Source organism: Stenotrophomonas sp. FR010 (assembly GCF_047520755.2).
GTDB classification, from domain to species: Bacteria; Pseudomonadota; Gammaproteobacteria; order Xanthomonadales; family Xanthomonadaceae; genus Stenotrophomonas; species Stenotrophomonas sepilia.
The window spans coordinates 60,675-78,778 of the sequence record NZ_JAXBQT020000019.1 but is presented as its reverse complement, the minus strand read 5'-3'; the positions used below and the strand labels follow the sequence as shown (position 1 = coordinate 78,778).

Sequence of the window (18,104 nt, the reverse complement as noted above, 5' to 3'; positions counted from 1 at the left end):
TGGGCTTGCCGGCCAGCGGCCGGCACTACCCATTCTGCTGCAGCTTCCAAAGGGGTCAGAACCCCAGCGGGGTGTCGCCCAGCACTGGTTGCAGCTGGCTGCGGAACAGGGCCTGGATGCGTTCCAGTGCGGCCTCGTCGTTGCCTTCGAAGCGCAGCACCAGCACCGGCGTGGTATTGGAGGCACGCACCAGGCCCCAGCCATCGGCGAAGTCCACGCGCAGCCCGTCGATGGTCGACAGGCGGCCACCCACATACGGGTTGTCCGGGGACTGCGCCGCCGCCACCAGCATCGCCACCAGGGCATGCGGCGTCCCGTCGGCCACCGGTACCTTCAGCTCCGGCGTGGCGACCATTTCCGGCAGCTCGCCCAGCACCTCGCCCGGCGTTTCCTCGCGCTGGGCCAGGATCTCCAGCAATCGCGCAGCGGCGTACAGACCGTCGTCGAAACCGAACCAGCGTTCCTTGAAGAAGAAGTGGCCGCTCATCTCGCCGGCCAGCTCGGCATCGGTCTCGCGCATCTTCGCCTTCATCAGCGAATGCCCGGTCTTCCACATCAGCGGGCTGCCACCGTTGCGCAACACGTGGTCGGACAGCTTGCCGGTGCACTTCACGTCGTAGATCACCATCGCGCCCGGATTGCGCATCAACACATCGGCAGCGAACAGCATCAGCAGGCGATCGGCGTAGATGATCCGGCCTTCGCCGGTCACCACGCCCAGCCGGTCGCCGTCGCCATCGAAGGCAACGCCGAGATCGGCGCCAAAGCGCTTGACCGTCTGCACCAGGTCTTCCAGGTTGGCCGGTTCGCTCGGGTCGGGATGATGGTTGGGGAAGGTGCCGTCGACATCGCAGTACAGCGGAATGACGTCGGCGCCGATCGCTTCCAGCAGCTGCGGCGCCAGTGCGCCGGCCACGCCATTGCCGGCATCGGCCACGACCTTCAGCGGACGGTCCAGCTGCACGTCATCGGCGATGCGCTGGATGTAGTCGGCACTGACATCGCGCTGCTGGTAGTCACCGGGCTCAGCGGCCTGCACCAGGCGGCCCTCGACGATGCGCTGGTAGAGATCGGTGATGGCATCGCCGGACAGCGTCTCTCCGCCAATGACCACCTTGAAGCCGTTGTACTCGGGCGGATTGTGGCTGCCGGTGACTGCCACGCAGGTGCCGGTACGCAGATGGAAGGCGGCGTAGTACACCAGCGGGGTCGGCGCCAGGCCGATGTCGATCACCGCGCAGCCGGCACGGCGCAGGCCCTCGGCCAGCCCAGCCGTCAGCTCGGGTCCGGACAGGCGGCCATCGCGACCGATCACCACCTCGCGCAGGCCCTGCTCCAGTGCCACGGTGCCGATGGCCTGGCCGATCAGCGCCGCGGTCTTCGGTGTCAGTTCACTGCCCACCACGCCGCGGATGTCATAAGCACGGAAGATGCCGGCGGCCAGCTCTTCAGCGGGCACTGGCGGTGGCGGCGGTGGCGCGGCATCGCCACTGCCGGTCACAGCGGCCTCGGGTGGCGGCGCCTGCTGCAGGCTCTCTCTCAGGGTCGGGCCATGGTCGGCCTCGGACGCTGCGGCGCGGCGCGGCAAGGGCAGCGACTTCGGCAGTCGGTCACGTCCCACCACCAGCAACACGGCAATGAACGCCAGCAGCAACGCCACAATGGCGCTGGCCAGCGCGCCCAGGCCCAGCGGACCGGCGTCGACATTCGGTACCGACGCGACCAGTCGCAGCGGCGTGCCAGCAACCGGGCGCGCCAGCGCTTCCGCACTTTCGGACAGGCCCGCGTTGCCCTGGGTGACCAGATCGAAGCCACCCTGGCGCAGGCCAAGGAAGCCGGCGGACGGCGCACGCACCTGGTCCAGCGGCGAGGTCAGCCGCAGCAGCGGCTGGCGGACATAGATCACGGCCGGCCCCAGGCTGCCCAGCTGCACTGGCGCAGCCAGGCCCAGGCGATTGCCGCCACCATCGCGGACGACGCGCAGGCTGGGTTTGCCCTCAGCCACCGCCGCTTCCAGCAGGGCCAGGCGTGCATACCCGAAGGTGGCCGGATCGGCATAGGCGTTGGCCAGATCGGCCGTCAGCACCTCGACCTGCTCAACCCCGGTCCAGCTCTCGCGCACGGCCAGCGCCGCTGCAGCGGCATCGCCGGCCTGCAGCGCCTGCTGCACGCGATCGTTCTTCAACTGCTGCTGCAGCTGCTGCAACTGGCCAGCAGCGGCCTGCTGCAGGCCCTGCACGGCCTGGTCGCGCGCTTCTTCCAGCGCCTGGCCGTTGGCCTCCTGCCGCCATTGCTGCACCGCGCTCCATCCGAACCAGCCGGCCAGCAGGATCAGCAGCACCCCCAGTAGTGGTGCACTGCGACCCAACGACCGTCCCCGCTGTCCTTCCCCGATGCCGCTCATCGATGTCCCCTGTCAACGCACCCCGGTATGGCCGAATCCACCCGTGCCCCGCACGCTGTCGGTGAAAGTATCCACCACCTGCAGGCTGACGCGGGCAATCGGAACCACCACCAGCTGCGCGATGCGATCGCCGGGCTCGATGGTGAAGGCCTCGCGGCCACGGTTCCAGACGCTGATCAGCAGCGGCCCCTGGTAGTCGGCATCGATCAGGCCGGTGCCATTGCCCAGCACGATGCCGTGCCGGTGGCCCAGCCCTGAACGCGGCAGGATCACCGCGCACAGGTTCGGGTCGGCAATGTGGATGGCCAGGCCGCTGGGCACCAGCGCGGTGTCGCCCGGCTGCAGGGTCAGTGCGGTATCCAGCGCCGCGCGCAGGTCCATGCCGGCGCTGGCTTGGGTGGCGTAGGCCGGCAGCGGCCAGCTGTCGCCAAAGCGCGGATCGAGCAGCTTGACCTGCAGCGGCCGGGAAAGGGATGCCTGGGTCATGCCTGGAGTCTCCGCGCGATCAGCGCCAGCAGTTGTTCGGCCAGTTCGCGCTTGGAGGTGGCCGGGAATACCTGTTCACCGTCCTGCCAGAAGGCCGTGGCGGCATTGTTGTCGCTCTCGAAACCACCGCCACTGATGCCGACCTGGTTGGCGATCACCAGGTCCAGGCGCTTGTCGATCAGCTTGCCGCGTGCATATTTCTCCACGTCGTGGGTCTCGGCGGCAAAGCCGACCACCAGCTTCAGCGACTGCGTCTGCGCGGCGACTTCGGCCAGGATGTCCGGCGTGCGCACCAGCTCGATCACCAGCGACTGGCTGTCGGCGGTCTTCTTCAGCTTCTGCGCGGCGACCTGGCGCGGGGTGTAGTCGGACACTGCGGCGGCACCGATATAGATGTCGGCGGGCAGCGACTTCAGTACGGCATCGCGCATCTGCGCGGCCGAGCGCACGTCGATGCGCTGCACGCCCGGTGGCGTCGGCAGCTGGACCGGGCCGCTGACCAGCACCACGTGCGCACCCAGCGCGGCGGCGGCAGCGGCCAGGGCAAAGCCCATCTTGCCGCTGCTGCGGTTGCCGACGTAGCGCACCGGATCGATGTCTTCGTAGGTCGGGCCGGCACTGATCAGCAGGCGCAAGCCCTGCAGGGCACGGGTTTCCGGCGCGGCAACCGTCGCAGCGGTACCGCCATTGGCCACCAGCGCGGCCACGATGTCGCCCGGTTCAGCCAGCCGGCCGGGACCGGATTCACCTTCGGCCAGCGGGCCATCGACCGGGCCGATCACCTGCGCACCGCGCTGGCGCAGCAGGGCGATGTTGGCCTGGGTAGCCGGATGCAGCCACATCCGGTGGTTCATTGCCGGGCAGATCGTCAGCGGTGCGGTGCTGGCCAGGCACAGGGTGCTGACCAGGTCATCGGCATGGCCCTGGGCCAGCCGCGCCAGCAGATCGGCGGTACCCGGCGCGACCACGATGCGGTCGGCCCAGCGGGCCAGCTCGATGTGGCCCATGGCCTGCTCGGCGGCGCTGTCCCACAGCGTGGTGCGGGTCGGCTGCCCGGACAGGGCCTGGAAGCTGAGCGGAGTGACGAACTGCTGGGCACCGGCGGTCATCGCCACCTGCACCTGGGCACCGGCATCGCGCAGGCGCCGCACCAGCTCCAGGGCCTTGTAGGCCGCGATCCCGCCTCCGACGCACAACAGCAGTTTCTGGCCTTCCAGCGCGCGGGCCGGCGCGGGGGAAGCGTTGGGGGAGTCAGCCACCTGGAATTCCTGTGCAAACGAGGGCATTAGCTTACCCGATGGTCGGCAATGTCCCGGTACACGGCACACATAGCGGGCGGCTATCAGCAGATGGGACTTGCGCCACAACGCTTCCGGGGTTCAAGGCACTGCGATTCGGAACTTTCCTATACCTGTTGGCCGGCCACGTTTGCAGAATCGTCAGTGGCCACCGCAGGTGTGCCGCTTCGCTTTTCGAGGATTCCGCGTGCACCCGCGCATCATCATCGCCGACGACCATCCCGTCGTCCTGCACGGCATCCGCATCGTGCTGCAGACCCATCTGATGGAGGTCGTCGGCAGCGCGCGTGACGGCGCCCAGCTGCTGCAGCTGGTTGAGCACCACGGCTGCGACGCGGTGCTGACCGACCTCTCCATGCCGGGCACCGGCCCGGATGGCCCGGAACTGATCGCTGAGCTGCGCGAACGCCACCCGGGCATGCCCGTGGTGGTGCTTACCGGCGCCCGTCACCCCGGCCTGCTCGATGGCCTGCTGCGTGAAGGTGTCAGTGGCCTGGTCGACAAGTGCGCCGATTTCGGGGAGTTGCCGCAGGCCCTGAACGCGGCCATGGCCGGGCAGGTGTTCGTCTCGCAGCAGCTGCGCGACCACCTGCAGGCGCGCGACCTGATGTTCGCGCGTGAGCCGGCGGCGCTGTCGGCCCGCGAACAGGAAGTGCTGGACCTGTTGGCCGCCGGGCTGAAAGTGAACGCCATCGCCGTCCACTGCGGCCGCAGTCCGAAAACGATCAGCCGGCAGAAGGCCGAAGCCAAGCGCAAGCTGGGGCTGCAGAACAACCAGGAGCTGTTCGCCTATCTGCAGTCGCGACGCGACTGAGGCAACAGCCTACCCGGGCGTGCGTCCTGCCCTGATGGGACGCATCACCCGCGCTGGCGATGATGCAGGCATGCCCATCCATGACTGGCCCGAGCAGGAACGTCCCCGCGAGAAGCTGATCGCCCGCGGCCCCGCCACGTTGTCCGACGCAGAGCTGCTGGCGCTGTTTCTCGGCTCCGGCTTCGGTGGACGCGACGCGGTGCAGACCGCCCGCGACCTGCTGCAGGCGCATGGCCCGCTGCGCGTGCTGCTGGACCGCCCGGCCCGCGAGCTGGCCCGGTTGCCGGGGCTGGGGCCGGCACGAAGCTGTGCACTGGCCGCCGGCCTGGAACTGGCCCATCGCTACCTGGCCGCCGAGCTTCAGCAGGGCGAGGCGGTCGGCAACAACCCGGCCGCGGTCGGCCGCTACCTGCAGCACCGCCTGCGCGGCCAGGCCCGCGAGATCTTCATGGCGCTGTTCCTGGACAACCGCCACCGGCTGATCGCCTGCGAGGAACTGTTCCAGGGCACCATCAATGCCGCCCCGGTCTACCCCCGCGAGGTGGTGCGGCGAGCCCTGCTGCACAATGCGGCAGCGGTGATCCTCAGCCACAACCACCCCTCCGGCGACCCGGAACCCTCCGGCGCCGATACCCGGATCACCGATGAACTGCAGCAGGCGCTGGCACTGGTGGACGTACGCCTGCTGGACCACTTCGTGGTCGGCGAAGGCCGCCCCGTTTCGTTTGCTGAACGGGGCCTGCTGTCCCCGCCCCAGCCACGCCTGTTCGGCTGAGCGGGCCTGACCAGGACCGGGCAGGAACCCCCGCAGGCATGTTCTGGTCAGCGTGGGCGCGGGCATCTGCGCTAAAATGGGCGATTCCGCCGCTCATTCTCACAGCAGGCCTCGTGAAAAATCTCCTCCGCGCCCTGATCAGCCAAGGCATCGAAGCCTTGCGCGCCAATGGCACCCTGCCCGCCGACTCCCTGCCGCCGGACTTCGTGGTCGAGCGCCCGAAGACCCGTGACCATGGCGACTTCGCCACCAACGCCGCGATGCTGCTGGCCAAGGCCGCGCGCAGCAATCCGCGCGCACTGGCTCAGGCGCTGGTCGAGGCGCTGCCGCGCAGCGAGGACGTCAGCAAGGTCGAGATCGCCGGCCCCGGCTTCATCAACTTCCACCTGGCTCCGGCTGCGTACCAGCGCGAAGCCGCGTCGGTCATCAAGGAAGCCCACGACTACGGCCGCAATCTGTCCGGCAACGGCCGCACGGTGGGCGTGGAGTACGTGTCGGCCAACCCGACCGGCCCGCTGCATGTCGGCCATGGCCGCGCGGCGGCGATCGGCGACTGCGTGGCCCGCGTGCTCGATGCCAACGGCTGGAACGCCAAGCGCGAGTTCTACTACAACGACGCCGGCGTGCAGATCGAGAACCTGGCGCTGTCGGTGCAGGCCCGCGTGAAGGGCATTGCGCCGGACCAGGAAGGCTGGCCGGAAGGCGGCTACCGCGGCGAATACATCGCCGATGTTGCCCGCGCCTACATGGCCGGCGCCAGCGTTGACCTGGAAGGCACGCTGGTAGTCGGCGCCAAGGACCCGGACGACATGCAGGCGATCCGTCGCTTCGCTGTGGCCTACCTGCGCAACGAGCAGAACCTGGACCTGGCCGCCTTCGGCGTCGACTTCGACATCTACTTCCTGGAAAGCTCGCTGTACGCCGATGGCAAGGTCGCCGAGGCCGTCGCCAAGCTGCAGGCCTCCGGGCACACCTACGAGGAAGGCGGCGCGCTGTGGCTGCGCAGCACCGATTTCGGTGACGACAAGGACCGTGTGATGCGCAAGTCCGACGGCACCTTCACCTACTTCGTACCGGACGTGGCCTACCACCTGTCCAAGTGGCAGCGCGGCTACGAGCGCGCGATCACCGAACTGGGCGCCGACCACCACGGCTCGCTGGCGCGCGTGCGCGCCGGCCTGCAGGCGCTGGAAGTGGGCATCCCGCAGGGCTGGCCGGAATACGTGCTGCACCAGATGGTCACCGTCATGCGCGGCGGCGAGGAAGTGAAGCTGTCCAAGCGTGCCGGCAGCTATTTCACCCTGCGCGACCTGATCGACGAGGCCGGCCGCGATGCGACCCGCTGGTTCCTGATCGCGCGCAAGCCCGATTCGCAGCTGACCTTCGACATCGACCTGGCCCGCCAGCAGAGCAACGACAATCCGGTGTTCTACGTGCAGTACGCGCACGCCCGCGTCTGCAGCCTGCTGCGCCAGGCCCAGGAAAAGGGCTTGGTGTACGAGCAGGGCAATGGCCTGGCCAATCTGGGCCGCCTGGCCGACGATGCCTCGCTGGGGCTGATGAACGAGATCTCGCGGTATCCGGAAGTGGTGGAAGCGGCCGGCGCGGCGCTGGAGCCGCACCTGGTGGCGCAGTACCTGCGTGAATTGGCGCATGCCTTCCACACGTGGTATCACGGGACGCCGGTGCTGGTGGACGACGCCACCGATCGCAACGCCAAGCTGACCCTGGCCTGCGCGGCGCGCCAGGTGCTGGCCAACGGCCTCGAACTCCTGGGCGTGAGTGCCCCGGAAAAAATGTAAGCATCAGGAGACGCAGTACACATGGCAGCACGACGCGGCAAAACCCAGGCACGACGCAACAGCAGCAGCCAGGGCACCCCCGGATGGGTGTGGCTGGTGGCCGGTGTGGCGATCGCCGCCGTGGTGTTCCTGGCGGCGCCGAACCTGTTCAAGGGCGAAGGCGATGGCTTCCTGCGTGCCGGTCCGCAGCCGAACCCGAACGCGCAGCCGGCCCCGGTCGCTGATGCCGACAGCGATGTCGGCAGCCAGCCGGCCGCGCAGCCGGCCACGCCGAAGCCGGCCGAACCGGAGAAGCCCGCCGCGACGCAGTACGACTTCTACACCCTGCTGCCGGGCAAGGAAGTGGAAATGTCCGACGCCGAACTGGCCGCCAGCGCGCGCGCCGAGGATCAGCGCCGGGCCAAGGCCGAAGCGTCGCGCGCGCAGGCCGCGCTGGAGGGCAAGCCGGTACCGCCGGCCAGTACGGCCACGCCGGCACCGACCGCAACGGCCAGCGTCGCAAGCACTGCGCCGTTAACCGCGACCAACCGTCCGCTGCCGGCACCGCTGAACGAGCGCCCGGCCGCGGCAACCCCGTCGGCCAGCACGGCGGCCGCCACTCCAGCGCCGCGCGCGGAAAGCGCGCCCGCCGCGTCGGCACCGCCGGCATCCGCTGCTGCACCGGCGGCCGCCGACAACGCCCGCTACATCCTGCAGGCAGGAGCCTTCGGTGCTTCCGGTGACGCCGAAGCCACCAAGGCCAAGCTCGCCATGATGGGCCTGGCGGCACGCGTGGAGTCGGCGCAGATCAACGGCAAGACCGTGTACCGCGTACGCATGGGCCCGTACGGCAGTGCCGGCGAGTTGTCCGAAGCCAAGCAGAAGCTGGATGGCACCGGCCTGCAGGCGATGGCGATCAAGGCGCAGTAAGCCTGCCGATGTGAATGAAAAAGCCGGGCAGTGCCCGGCTTTCTTGTTTCTGTAGAGTCGAACCATGCTCGACTGCCGTTGAATGCAGTCGAGCATGGTTCGACTCTACAAAAAGCGTTTACGACTCCGGTCAGCCCTCGCGGGCGACCTGGAATCCGGCGAACGACTGGCTGACCGGCATCAGCTCCAGCCGGTTGATGTTCAGGTGCGGCGGCAGGCTGGCCACCCAGAAGATCTGCTCGGCGATGTCTTCGGCGGTCATCGGGTTGGCGCCGCTGTACAGCTTGTCCGAGGCGTTCTGATCGCCATGGGTACGTACCACGGTGAATTCGGTTTCGGCCATGCCCGGCTCGATCGTGGTCACGCGCACGCCGGTGCCGTGCAGGTCCGAACGCAGGCCCAGCGAGAACTGGCTGACGAAGGCCTTGGTGCCACCGTAGGCGTTGCCCCCCGGGTACGGGTAGACGCCGGCCACCGAAGAGATGTTGATGATCGCGCCCTTGCGCTTCACCAGCTGCGGCAGCAGGCGATGGGTCAGGGTCACCAGCGCGGTGATGTTGGTGTCGATCATCGTGGTCCAGTCCGACAGCGTGGCGCTCTGTGCCGGCGCGGTGCCCTGCGCCAGGCCGGCGTTGTTGACCAGCAGGTCGATCTCGCCAAAGGCCGGCGGCAGCGCCAGCAGGGCCGCCTCCATCGCCACCGCATCGCGGATGTCGAAGGCGGCGGCGTGCACCACGTCCTTGCCGTAGCGCTCGACCAGCGGCTGCAGGCGTTCGCTGCGGCGGCCCGTGGCGATCACTTTCCAGCCGGCCTGGGCGAAGCGGTGGACGGCGGCGGCGCCGAAGCCGGACGTGGCGCCGGTAATCAGGACAGTGCGGGTCATCAGGCAACTCCAGGGGGAAAAACCGGACGCCCATTCTGGCATTCCCGGCCCGTCCTGAGGTGCCCGCCGTCCAGTCGTCCCCCCGGCTCAACGCACGCGAAACACTCTGGCCTTGGGCAGGTCTTCGTCGACCTGCAGGAACCAGCGCCCGGCAATTCCTGGAACAACGGCGATCTGCGGCGACTGCAACACCTTGTGCAGCTTCATCTGTCCCTTCATCACCTGCCATTGCTGGCCGTTATCAAGGGTGAACAGCGTGCCGGGCTGCCAGCCTGCGACCTCTCCGACCACACGGGCACTGACCGGTTCGTCATCCAGGCCCAGATGCATTGCTGCCGGTGCCGGCACCTTGGCAGGCAGCGGCGCAGCGACCGGGGCCACCGCTGCCGTCGACGCGGCGGCCGTGCTCTCTGCCTCGCGCAGTACCCGGTTCAACGCCTGCAACTGCGCTGGACTGAGCCCGACCTCGGCCAGTTGGGATGCACTGAGGCGCCGCTCGACGGGTACGAAGCGGTCCTGGGCAAAGGCAGCGAAGCTGCCGGCGAGCAGTAGTGCGGAAAACAGATACCGGCGCATGCAAGGGTCCCAGCGAACGAGTGCTCACGATGCTGCAGTTCGATGACAGTCCGGTGACACGCCAGGGGCCGGTACAATTGGGCCATGATCAACAATGATGTCCTGCGCAGCGTGCGCTATTCCCTGGACCTGGGTGACCAGCACGTGGTCGCCCTGTGCCAGATGGCCGACCCGGCCTTTGCCGTGGATACCGGGCAGGTGAAGGCCTGGCTGCGCCGCGAGGACGAAGCCGGTTTCGAGGCGATGAACGACAGCGCGCTGGCGCACTTCCTCGACGGCCTGATCGTGCACCTGCGTGGCCGCGACGAGAGCCAGCCGCAGCGCGCAGTGGAAACCCGCATCGACAACAACCTGGTGCTGAAGAAGCTGCGCGTGGCGTTCCAGCTGCGCGACGTGGACCTGATGGAGATCTTTGCCAGCGCAGGTTTCAATGTCTCCAAGTCGGAAGTGGGCGCGCTGTTCCGTCAACCCGGGCACGCCAACTACCGGCGTTGCCTTGACCAGATGCTGCGCAACTTCCTCAAGGGCCTGAGCCTGCGCCTGCGCGGCTGAGCACGGCGTCGACGAACGCCCGCGCCGCTGGTGTCGGCAGGCGCTGCCAGACCAGGTGCACGCGCCGGGTCGGGGTCGGCTGCAGCGGAATCTGCACCACGCCCTGGAACCCATCGGCGATCAATGCCGGCACGATGCCGACCGCCAACCCATGGCGGACGAAGCGCTCGACCAGTTCCATCAGGTTGACCTCGAAACGGACCGTGTGCGGCAGTCCGGCTGCGGCAAAAGCATCATCGGTCTGCCGGCGTGCGCCGGTGCCGCGCGGGAAGTCGACCAATGCTTCATCCTGCAGTGCGGCCAATGGCAGCCGCTTGCGCCCGGCCAGCCGGTGCGATGGCGCCAGTACCGCTACCAGATCCTCCTCCTGCAGCACCTGATGGCAGACACCGTCCAGCGCTGCCGAAGGCGCCAGGCCGACCAGTGCCACATCCAGCGCGCGCGACTGTACCTGCGCGATCAGGTCCTCGCTCTTGTCCACGCGCAACTGGAACTCCACCTGCGGGTGCACGCGCTGGAACGCCGCCAGCATCGCCACAACGTCGATTCCGGTCAGCGAGGAAATCTGCCCGATGGCCAGCAACCCACGCACTTCGCCACTGACGGCGGCCACGTCGGCGCGCAGGTGGCGCAGGCTGGCCAGCACCTGGCGTGCGTGCACCAGCAACGCCTCGCCGGCGGCGGTGGCCCGCACCTGGCGCGGCAGGCGCTCGAACAGCGTGGCACCCAGTTCCTGTTCCAGGTGGGCGATCTGGTGGCTGAGCGCGGACTGCACCACGTGGCAGCGCTCGGCGGCACGGGTGAAATTGCCCTCTTCGGCCAGCGCCACGGCGAACTCGAGCTGCTTGAGGTTCATACAACTATCTTGTTTTCAGATGGCATGGATGATGATGATTCATTTCCATCATGCTCGCAGCAGGCGGACACTGTGCCCCCGCTTCCTGGAACATCGCGTGAGCCCGTCCCTTCCCCCTCTGCACCGTTGGCAGGTGCTGCTGATGTCGGTCGCCACCGGCGTGGCCGTGGCCAGCAACTACTACGCGCAACCGCTGCTGCACACCATCGCCGACGCCTTCGGCGTGCCGTTCGGCCAGGTCGGCATGGTGGTTACCGCCGCGCAGCTGAGCTATGCCGCCGGCTTGATCCTGCTGGTGCCGCTGGGTGACCTGTTCGAACGCCGCCGCCTGATCGTGGTGATGAGCCTGCTGTCGGCGGGCGGACTGGTGATCAGTGCCTGCGCACCGTCGCTGACCTGGTTGCTGGTGGGCACCGCGATCACCGGCCTGTTTTCGGTGGTGGCCCAGGTGCTGGTGCCGTTCGCCGCCACGCTGGCCGCGCCGGAACACCGCGGCCGCGTGGTCGGAACATTGATGAGTGGCCTGCTGCTGGGCATCCTGCTGGCGCGTACCGTGGCCGGCCTGCTTTCCAGCCTGGGCGACTGGCGCCTGGTGTATGCGATCGCCGCTGCCACCCTGGTGCTGACAGCAATGGCATTGCAGCGCGGCCTGCCGCGATTCCACCACAGCGCCGGCCTTGGCTATTTCGCATTGCTGCGCTCGATCGGCGTGCTGTTCGTGCAGGAACCGGTGCTGTGCCAGCGCACGCTGCTGGGCGCCTGCAGCTTCGCCATGTTCGCGATCTTCTGGACCCCGCTCGCGTTCCTGCTGGCACAGCCGCCGTATGCCTACAGCGACGCCACCATCGGCCTGTTCGGGCTGGTCGGCGCGGCCGGCACACTGGCGGCCGGCCTGGCTGGCCGCATGTCCGACCGTGGCCAGACCGGGCGTGCCACCGCCATTGCACTGCTGCTGTTGCTGCTGTCGTGGCTGCCGCTGGGGCTGTCCGCACACTCGCTGCTGGCATTGCTGCTGGGCGTGGTGGTGCTGGACCTGGCCGCGCAGCTGTTGCACGTCAGCAACCAGAACCTGATCTACGCGCTGCAACCGGCGGCACGCAACCGCCTCAATGCCGGCTACATGACCGGCTATTTCATCGGCGGTTCACTGGGTTCGCTGCTGTCTGCGCAGGTCTACCAGCGCTTCGGCTGGACCGGCGTCTGCGTGGCCGGCGCTGCCGTGGCTGCGCTGGCCCTGCTGCTGTGGCTGCCCGGCGCGCTGCGCGCGCGCCAGGCGTCGCTGGCCGACTAGAAGCTGCCCTGCAGCGCCAGCTCCCATCGCCCACCGGCGTTGCCGGGGAACAGGCGCTTGGCTGCGTTGTCCGTGTCATGCACGGTGGCGCGCAGTTCCCATGCCGGGGTAAGCGTGGCAATGGCACTGAGCTGCCCATGCAGGTAGTCCGGGCCCTGCGCGGTGGCCAGCCAGTACTGGCCCACCGCTGCTTCCAGGCGGAGGCGTTCGTGCAACGGCACACGCACACCCAGCTGGGCATAGGTACCGCGATGGCCACCGGCCAACGCATCGTTGGAATGGGCGACCTGCAGCCAGGCGCGCTGCTTCCAGGTCAACGTGGTGTTGAGCTCGGTCCAGTCCAGCGCGCGGCCGGTGCCCGGGTACACGTAACGGGTCAGGTTGGCATCCAGGCTCCAGTCCGGTGCCAGTGCGCCGGACCAGCCCGCCACCAGGTCGAACTCGCTGCGCGCGCCATTGTCCGGTTTGAACGAAACGTTCGAACCCCACACGCTGGCGTACCATCCCGACGGGATCGAGACCTTCGCGCCGGCCTGCACCGCCGGGTCGCCATCGCTCTGCGAGCTGCCACGCCACACGTAGTCGCTGGTCAATGCAGCACTGCCACTGGCCTGCACCTGTGCCTGCGCGCTGCCGATCCCGAGCAGCGCTGCCAGGGCGGCCACCAGCGCCGCCATCATCCCCTTGCTGTTCACTGCACTGTGTTCCTCGTCGAAGGCGGTCGCGCCGCCGGGACGGCAGTGTCGGGTGGGCCGCCGTAACGGATCGAGGGTGCTGCCCGGCCTGCGGCGCAAATTCGGCGTAAATCCCGTCGATGGAGGCTACGCGCCAGCCGCGCGGTATCATGGCGCCTTGTTTCCAGGAACCAACCACGTGGACGCCATCCTGACCCCGGTATCGATCGGCGAGCTGATCGACAAGATCACCATTCTCGAGATCAAGGCCGAGCGCATCGATGATGCTGCCAAGCTGGCCAACGTGCGCACCGAACTGGATGGCCTGTTGCCCTTGCTGCAGCAGCAGCTGCAGGCGCAGCCGGCATTGGACGCGCTGAAGCAGCAGCTGAAGGCGATCAACGAGCGCATGTGGGACATCCAGGACCAGCTGCGCGACAAGGAAGCGGCCCAGGTGTTCGATGATGCATTCATCCAGCTGGCACGCGGTGTCTATGGCACCAATGGCGAGCGCGTGCAGGTGAAGAACGAGATCAACCGCGTGGCCGGTTCGGCGCTGGTGGAAGAGAAGCAGTACCAGGGCGAGTAAGGCCGCTCAGCCGCATTCGAGCAGGTGACGGAAGCGGAACAGGTCACCATCCCCGCGGATGCCGAGCTTGCGGTAGGCCGACGTTTTCTGCGAGCTGATGGTGCTGGCCGAGCGCCCTGAGCGCAGGGCCATTTCACTGGTGCTGACGCCCTCCAGCACCAACCCGAGCACTTCACGCTCGCGCTGGCTCAGCGGCGTCAGCACCGGTGCAGATACCCGGCGTGTGCGTGGCAGCTTCAGCTCCTCGCGTAGTTCCGGTGGCACGAAGCGCCCTCCGCGAGCGACCACGTCAATGGCGCGCAGCAACGTCTCCGGTGGCATCGACTTGGACAGGAAGCCGCGCGCGCCGGCTCGCATCGCGGTGGTCACCGTACTGGCGTTGCAGTGCGCCGAGAGCACCAGCACCGGCAGCGCCGGCCAGCGCTGCGACAGCACGCGCAGCAGGGCCAATCCATCGCCCAGGTCGCCCATCGGCAGCGCATCGATCAGCAGCAGGTCGACACACCTCGGGCTGCGCTCCAGCAGCTGCAGCAGGTGCGCCTCGTTGGACAGGCTCACGCGCACCTGCACACCACTGTGTTGGCGGAGCAGAACTTCCACGCCCAACCGAAGTACCGGGTGCGGATCCAGCAGTGCCAGGCGTCGTGGCCGATCAGGCCGCAGGGGCGGGAGTGTCGGTGGCATCGCGGCCTGTCCAGGCAACATGGAACATCCACCGTAGGCCGGTGCCCGCAGCGGCGGAATCCAATTCCTTGCAATGCTCGGCCCGCGTGCGCCACCAGTCAGACGGCATTTTGTTTCGCGCCGCCACAAACGCAACAGGCCCGGCAAGAGCCGGGCCTGTTGAGACGCCTCCAGCGCGCAGGCGCGCCGGAACAGCGGTTACCAGCTGAAGCGCGGGCCGACGGTGTATTCCTTGTCGCCGTCGCGGTTCATCTTCAGTTCGCCGTTCAGGCCCCAGTTCTGGTTCAGCTTGACCTGGCCACCCAGGCGGCCGTACCACTGGCCTTCCGGGTTGACGCCGTGCTTCTTCGAGAAATCTTCGTAGCCGACCATGCCATAGACCTCGGCGTGGGCACCGAAGGCGGTGCGGATACCGGCTTCAGCGCTGTAGCCGTTGAAGTCCAGGCCGTGCTTCGGGTCGAGCTTCTGGTAGGCAACGCGGGCAACGAAGTCGGTGCTCGGAGCGATTTCAACGTTGTAGCCTGCACCGATCTTCCACTGGTCCAGCTTGACGTTGGTGTGGTCGAATTCCTGACGGCTGTACTCACCGAAAGCGTGGAAGTTCGGCAGGAAGCCGTACGAACCCTTCATACCCCAACCGTCGGACTTGAACGCGTCGTTGTCGGTCTTGGCGTAGTCGGCTTCGGCGTAGTTGTAGGACAGGTTCTCAGCAGCCGAGGCGGTGAACGGCAGGGCGGCGGCCAGGGCCAGAGCAATCAGCGAATTCTTCATGGGGGTACACCTTTACTTTCTTATGGTGTGCAGCAGCGCCAGGGCGCCATCGCATCGGGAATGTAAATTCTCCGTTATTCGCCACAACGTTCCCTGAAAACAGCAGCCTTCGCGTTGCTGAATTTTTTGGCTTGATTCAGGCTGTATCTGGCATACGCGCGCGGCGCGCGTGCATTTTCAGGTTTCTTCACGATCCACCGCTGTCGATCCCCGCCGCGCTGGTTCGTCGTGTACTTGAAGGCCGTGCATGTGGCACGGTCCATCCGGAGGCTGGCAATGAGCTACATCGATGGTTTCGTCCTGGCGGTGCCCACCGCCAACAAGGAGAAGTTCCTCGCCCATGCACGCACAGGAGATCCGGTCTTCATCGAGTACGGCGCACTGCGCGTGGTCGAGTGCTGGGGCGATGACGTGCCGCACGGCAAGACCACCGATTTCTTCGGCGCGGTGAAAGCCACGCCGGACGAGACGGTGGTGTTTTCCTGGATCGAATGGCCCGACAAACCGACCCGCGACGCCGGCATGAAGAAGATGATGGAAGACCCGCGGTTTGATCCAACGAAGAATCCGATGCCGTTTGACGGTGCGCGGATGATCTACGGCGGCTTCGTGCCGATCTACGAGCTGACCCGCTGAACCCGGCGGACGTGCTCAGCGCGCGTCCGTTTCATCGCTGGCAGTGGCATGGCCGGCGCCCAGTGCGGCGCCGGCACCGAGGCCCATGCCGCCCATGCCAGCGCCCATTCCGCCGCCCCCACCTCCGCCACCACCCGCACGGCCGCCCTTGGCATCGCCATCGTTGCGCCCCTTGCCGCCACCACTGGCAGCGGGGCGGGTCGGCCCCTGCGGCGGAATCCGCAGGTCGGGAGGAATCGGCGCCAGATCCAGCGCTTCGCGCACGAAGTCGCGCAGCGAGACCACCAGTTCGTGGGTATGCACCGGTCGCCCCTGTGCAAGATCGTTGGCAGCGCGCGCGGCCAGCCGCACCTGTTCGTCGGTGCCCAGCAACAGAATGTCCGAGAGCGCGGCCTCGACCGCATCGCGGATGCGACGCGTTCGATCCGAACGCGGTTCGGCGATGCCTTCGGCCGCTTCGCGCTGGCGCAGATCGCGGCGATGGCTGGGATCCACGCCCAGTTCACCAGTGAATGAACCGCCCAGGGTCTTGTAGGCCGCCATCAGTGTGCGCAGCCGCTCGTTGATCTGCCGGTTCTCGCGCTCGCGACGCTGCTGCAGGGTCTGCATCACCAGCAGGCGGATGCCCACGCCCAGCAGGGTGATCAGGACCAGGCCGGCCAACGTGGACAGCACGCCCTGCCAGGAACTGAAATCGATACCGCGCATGCTGGGGCTCCGGCGGGAAGGATCTGCATCTTGCCCCAGACCGCGCCCCGAAAACGCGAAAGGCCCCACCACCCGGTGGGCGGCAGGGCCTTCGGTCACGGCGCGATTACTTGCGCTTGGCGACCTTGCGCACGGCCTTGGCCGGGGTCTTCCTGGCAACAGCCTTCTTGGCCGGAGCCTTCTTGGCGGCGACCTTCTTGCCGACAGTCTTCTTGGCAGCAGTGGTCTTCCTGGCAACGGCCTTCTTGGCGACGGCAGCCTTCTTGCCCACAACCTTCTTGGCGGCGGCAGTCTTCTTGGTGGCGACCTTCCTGGTGGCGGCAACCTTCTTGCCGACAACCTTCTTCGCAGCCACGGCCTTCTTGGCGGCGACGGTCTTCTTGGCCACAGCCTTCTTGGCGGTGGCGGCCTTCTTGCCAACCACCTTCTTGGCGGCCGTGGTCTTCTTGGCAACGGTCTTCTTCGCGACAGCAGCCTTCTTGGTGGCGGCCTTCTTCACGGTGGCGACCTTCTTGCCGGCAGCCTTGGTGGTGGCCTTGGTGGTCTTCTTGGCAGCGGCGGCCTTCTTGGTCACGGCCTTGCCCGCAGCCGCCTTCTTCTTCGCCACTTCCTTCTTCAGGGCAGCAGCTTCGGCCTTGGCGTTCTTCTTGGCCGCTTCCAGCTTCTTCCTGGCGTTGGCAACCGTCTTGCCGACCGACTTGGCAGCCTTCTCGGCCTTCTTGGCAACGGTCTTCTCGACCTTGGCCACGGCCTTCTTGGCCTTGGCCACGCGGGTACCGGCAGCCTTGCTGGCGCGCTTGACGGTCTTCTTGACCGACTTCACTGCGTCTTCGGCGGCGTGGGCGATGGTCTCGCCGACGTTGGTGGCGGCTTCTTTCACGTTCTCGACAGCGTCGGTCACGACCGACACACCATTACCGTTGCTCATGTTGCCCTCCTGCGGGCCTTAAGTATCAAAACGGGGCGATGCTATACCGACATTGACGATCGTGGAACGGGGCATGTGCCGGCAATCGCATCTGTTGCGACGCCGATGGTGTACGCAGCAGCCCCTGTTGCCACCTGCGGTTCGCAGCAAACCCCTTTTTTTCAGTGCTGCGCTACGCAAACCCAGCATTGTCTGGCCGTCGCCGCGCGCACGTGCACGGAGGCAGCGTCCGGCATCCGTCGTGGCGCATTGCGGCACCCGCCTGCGCGGAACTGCGCACGTATCCGCCTGTGCCAGTGCGGCGCGCGTTGGCCTTGAATGGCGCACCCATCACCTGCCCGGGTGTCGCCACAAGCGCGTTCTGGCCCCCGCGCTCCCCCCTTCGAGGCACCCGTTTTCATGGCGCATTTATCCAGATCGCGACACACTCATTCAGCTTGTTCTACCGTAGGGCCGTACCGCCCCCAC

Annotated in this window: 19 protein-coding genes; 8 read left to right on the top strand and 11 right to left on the bottom strand. The window is 67.4% G+C overall.

Annotated elements, in window-relative coordinates:
• Positions 1–55: 55 nt before the first annotated feature.
• The 3 genes from ACM0PK_RS16445 to coaBC are packed head-to-tail and all read right to left on the bottom strand — an operon-like array spanning position 56 to position 4,176.
• Complete coding sequence (locus ACM0PK_RS16445) at positions 56–2,404, bottom strand: phosphomannomutase/phosphoglucomutase (protein ID WP_414607415.1); 2,349 nt, start codon at positions 2,402–2,404, stop codon at positions 56–58.
• A 12-nt stretch (positions 2,405–2,416) separates the two neighbouring features.
• A complete protein-coding gene (gene dut, locus ACM0PK_RS16440; protein WP_414607416.1) occupies positions 2,417–2,890 on the bottom strand; it encodes a dUTP diphosphatase in 474 nt (157 codons plus the stop codon).
• Positions 2,887–4,176, bottom strand: a complete 1,290-nt coding sequence (coaBC, locus tag ACM0PK_RS16435) for a bifunctional phosphopantothenoylcysteine decarboxylase/phosphopantothenate--cysteine ligase CoaBC (RefSeq protein WP_061478746.1) — start codon at positions 4,174–4,176, stop codon at positions 2,887–2,889. The genes dut and coaBC overlap by 4 nt, the downstream gene beginning before the upstream one ends.
• A gap of 199 nt (positions 4,177–4,375) precedes the next feature.
• On the opposite strand from coaBC, the gene ACM0PK_RS16430 reads away from it, so the two are divergent.
• From ACM0PK_RS16430 to ACM0PK_RS16415, 4 genes are all read left to right on the top strand, one after another.
• On the top strand, positions 4,376–5,002 hold the full coding sequence (locus ACM0PK_RS16430) for a response regulator (RefSeq protein ID WP_072168702.1): 627 nt from the start codon (positions 4,376–4,378) through the stop codon (positions 5,000–5,002).
• A 70-nt stretch (positions 5,003–5,072) separates the two neighbouring features.
• The gene (gene radC / locus ACM0PK_RS16425; protein WP_014035697.1) at positions 5,073–5,777 is read left to right on the top strand and encodes a RadC family protein; all 705 of its coding nucleotides are present in this window, start codon (positions 5,073–5,075) and stop codon (positions 5,775–5,777) included.
• Positions 5,778–5,890: 113 nt separating this feature from the next.
• On the top strand, positions 5,891–7,579 hold the full coding sequence (gene argS, locus ACM0PK_RS16420; protein ID WP_111200530.1) for an arginine--tRNA ligase: 1,689 nt from the start codon (positions 5,891–5,893) through the stop codon (positions 7,577–7,579).
• Between the two features lie 21 nt (positions 7,580–7,600).
• The gene (locus tag ACM0PK_RS16415; protein WP_111200531.1) at positions 7,601–8,488 is read left to right on the top strand and encodes an SPOR domain-containing protein; all 888 of its coding nucleotides are present in this window, start codon (positions 7,601–7,603) and stop codon (positions 8,486–8,488) included.
• Positions 8,489–8,618: 130 nt separating this feature from the next.
• On the opposite strand, the gene ACM0PK_RS16410 is transcribed toward ACM0PK_RS16415, so the two are convergent.
• Together ACM0PK_RS16410 and ACM0PK_RS16405 are read right to left on the bottom strand one after the other, a co-directional pair.
• Positions 8,619–9,371: an SDR family NAD(P)-dependent oxidoreductase gene (locus ACM0PK_RS16410; RefSeq protein ID WP_180885710.1), complete on the bottom strand. Its 753-nt coding sequence runs from the start codon at positions 9,369–9,371 to the stop codon at positions 8,619–8,621.
• Between the two features lie 87 nt (positions 9,372–9,458).
• A complete protein-coding gene (locus tag ACM0PK_RS16405) occupies positions 9,459–9,947 on the bottom strand; it encodes a hypothetical protein (protein WP_180885708.1) in 489 nt (162 codons plus the stop codon).
• 84 nt (positions 9,948–10,031) lie between these two features.
• Between ACM0PK_RS16405 and ACM0PK_RS16400 the strand changes: the two genes are divergently transcribed.
• The gene (locus tag ACM0PK_RS16400) at positions 10,032–10,499 is read left to right on the top strand and encodes a YehS family protein (protein ID WP_005420526.1); all 468 of its coding nucleotides are present in this window, start codon (positions 10,032–10,034) and stop codon (positions 10,497–10,499) included.
• Here ACM0PK_RS16400 and ACM0PK_RS16395 read toward each other — a convergent pair.
• Entirely contained in the window at positions 10,468–11,355 is an 888-nt protein-coding gene (locus ACM0PK_RS16395; protein ID WP_414607417.1) for a LysR family transcriptional regulator, read from the bottom strand. The two genes, ACM0PK_RS16400 and ACM0PK_RS16395, sit on opposite strands and share 32 nt — an antisense overlap.
• A gap of 142 nt (positions 11,356–11,497) precedes the next feature.
• Here ACM0PK_RS16395 and ACM0PK_RS16390 point away from each other — a divergent pair, with 142 nt between their 5' ends.
• Positions 11,498–12,646, top strand: a complete 1,149-nt coding sequence (locus ACM0PK_RS16390) for an MFS transporter (RefSeq protein ID WP_414607439.1) — start codon at positions 11,498–11,500, stop codon at positions 12,644–12,646.
• On the opposite strand, the gene ACM0PK_RS16385 is transcribed toward ACM0PK_RS16390, so the two are convergent.
• Positions 12,643–13,341 (bottom strand): TorF family putative porin, encoded by a 699-nt coding sequence (locus ACM0PK_RS16385; RefSeq protein WP_414607418.1) that lies wholly within the window; start codon positions 13,339–13,341, stop codon positions 12,643–12,645. The genes ACM0PK_RS16390 and ACM0PK_RS16385 overlap by 4 nt on opposite strands.
• 178 nt (positions 13,342–13,519) lie before the next feature.
• On the opposite strand from ACM0PK_RS16385, the gene ACM0PK_RS16380 reads away from it, so the two are divergent.
• A complete protein-coding gene (locus ACM0PK_RS16380; protein ID WP_049414316.1) occupies positions 13,520–13,909 on the top strand; it encodes a DUF6165 family protein in 390 nt (129 codons plus the stop codon).
• Positions 13,910–13,915: 6 nt separating this feature from the next.
• On the opposite strand, the gene ACM0PK_RS16375 is transcribed toward ACM0PK_RS16380, so the two are convergent.
• Together ACM0PK_RS16375 and ACM0PK_RS16370 are read right to left on the bottom strand one after the other, a co-directional pair.
• On the bottom strand, positions 13,916–14,593 hold the full coding sequence (locus ACM0PK_RS16375) for a response regulator transcription factor (protein ID WP_414607419.1): 678 nt from the start codon (positions 14,591–14,593) through the stop codon (positions 13,916–13,918).
• Between the two features lie 198 nt (positions 14,594–14,791).
• Entirely contained in the window at positions 14,792–15,364 is a 573-nt protein-coding gene (locus tag ACM0PK_RS16370; protein WP_414607420.1) for an OmpO family porin, read from the bottom strand.
• A gap of 276 nt (positions 15,365–15,640) precedes the next feature.
• On the opposite strand from ACM0PK_RS16370, the gene ACM0PK_RS16365 reads away from it, so the two are divergent.
• Positions 15,641–16,000 (top strand): DUF1428 domain-containing protein, encoded by a 360-nt coding sequence (locus tag ACM0PK_RS16365; protein ID WP_049414306.1) that lies wholly within the window; start codon positions 15,641–15,643, stop codon positions 15,998–16,000.
• 15 nt (positions 16,001–16,015) lie between these two features.
• Here ACM0PK_RS16365 and ACM0PK_RS16360 read toward each other — a convergent pair whose 3' ends face one another.
• Both ACM0PK_RS16360 and ACM0PK_RS16355 read right to left on the bottom strand, forming a co-directional pair.
• The gene (locus ACM0PK_RS16360; protein WP_072168713.1) at positions 16,016–16,708 is read right to left on the bottom strand and encodes a hypothetical protein; all 693 of its coding nucleotides are present in this window, start codon (positions 16,706–16,708) and stop codon (positions 16,016–16,018) included.
• A 106-nt stretch (positions 16,709–16,814) separates the two neighbouring features.
• The gene (locus ACM0PK_RS16355) at positions 16,815–17,636 is read right to left on the bottom strand and encodes a histone (protein ID WP_414607421.1); all 822 of its coding nucleotides are present in this window, start codon (positions 17,634–17,636) and stop codon (positions 16,815–16,817) included.
• Between the last annotated feature and the right edge of the window lie 468 nt (positions 17,637–18,104).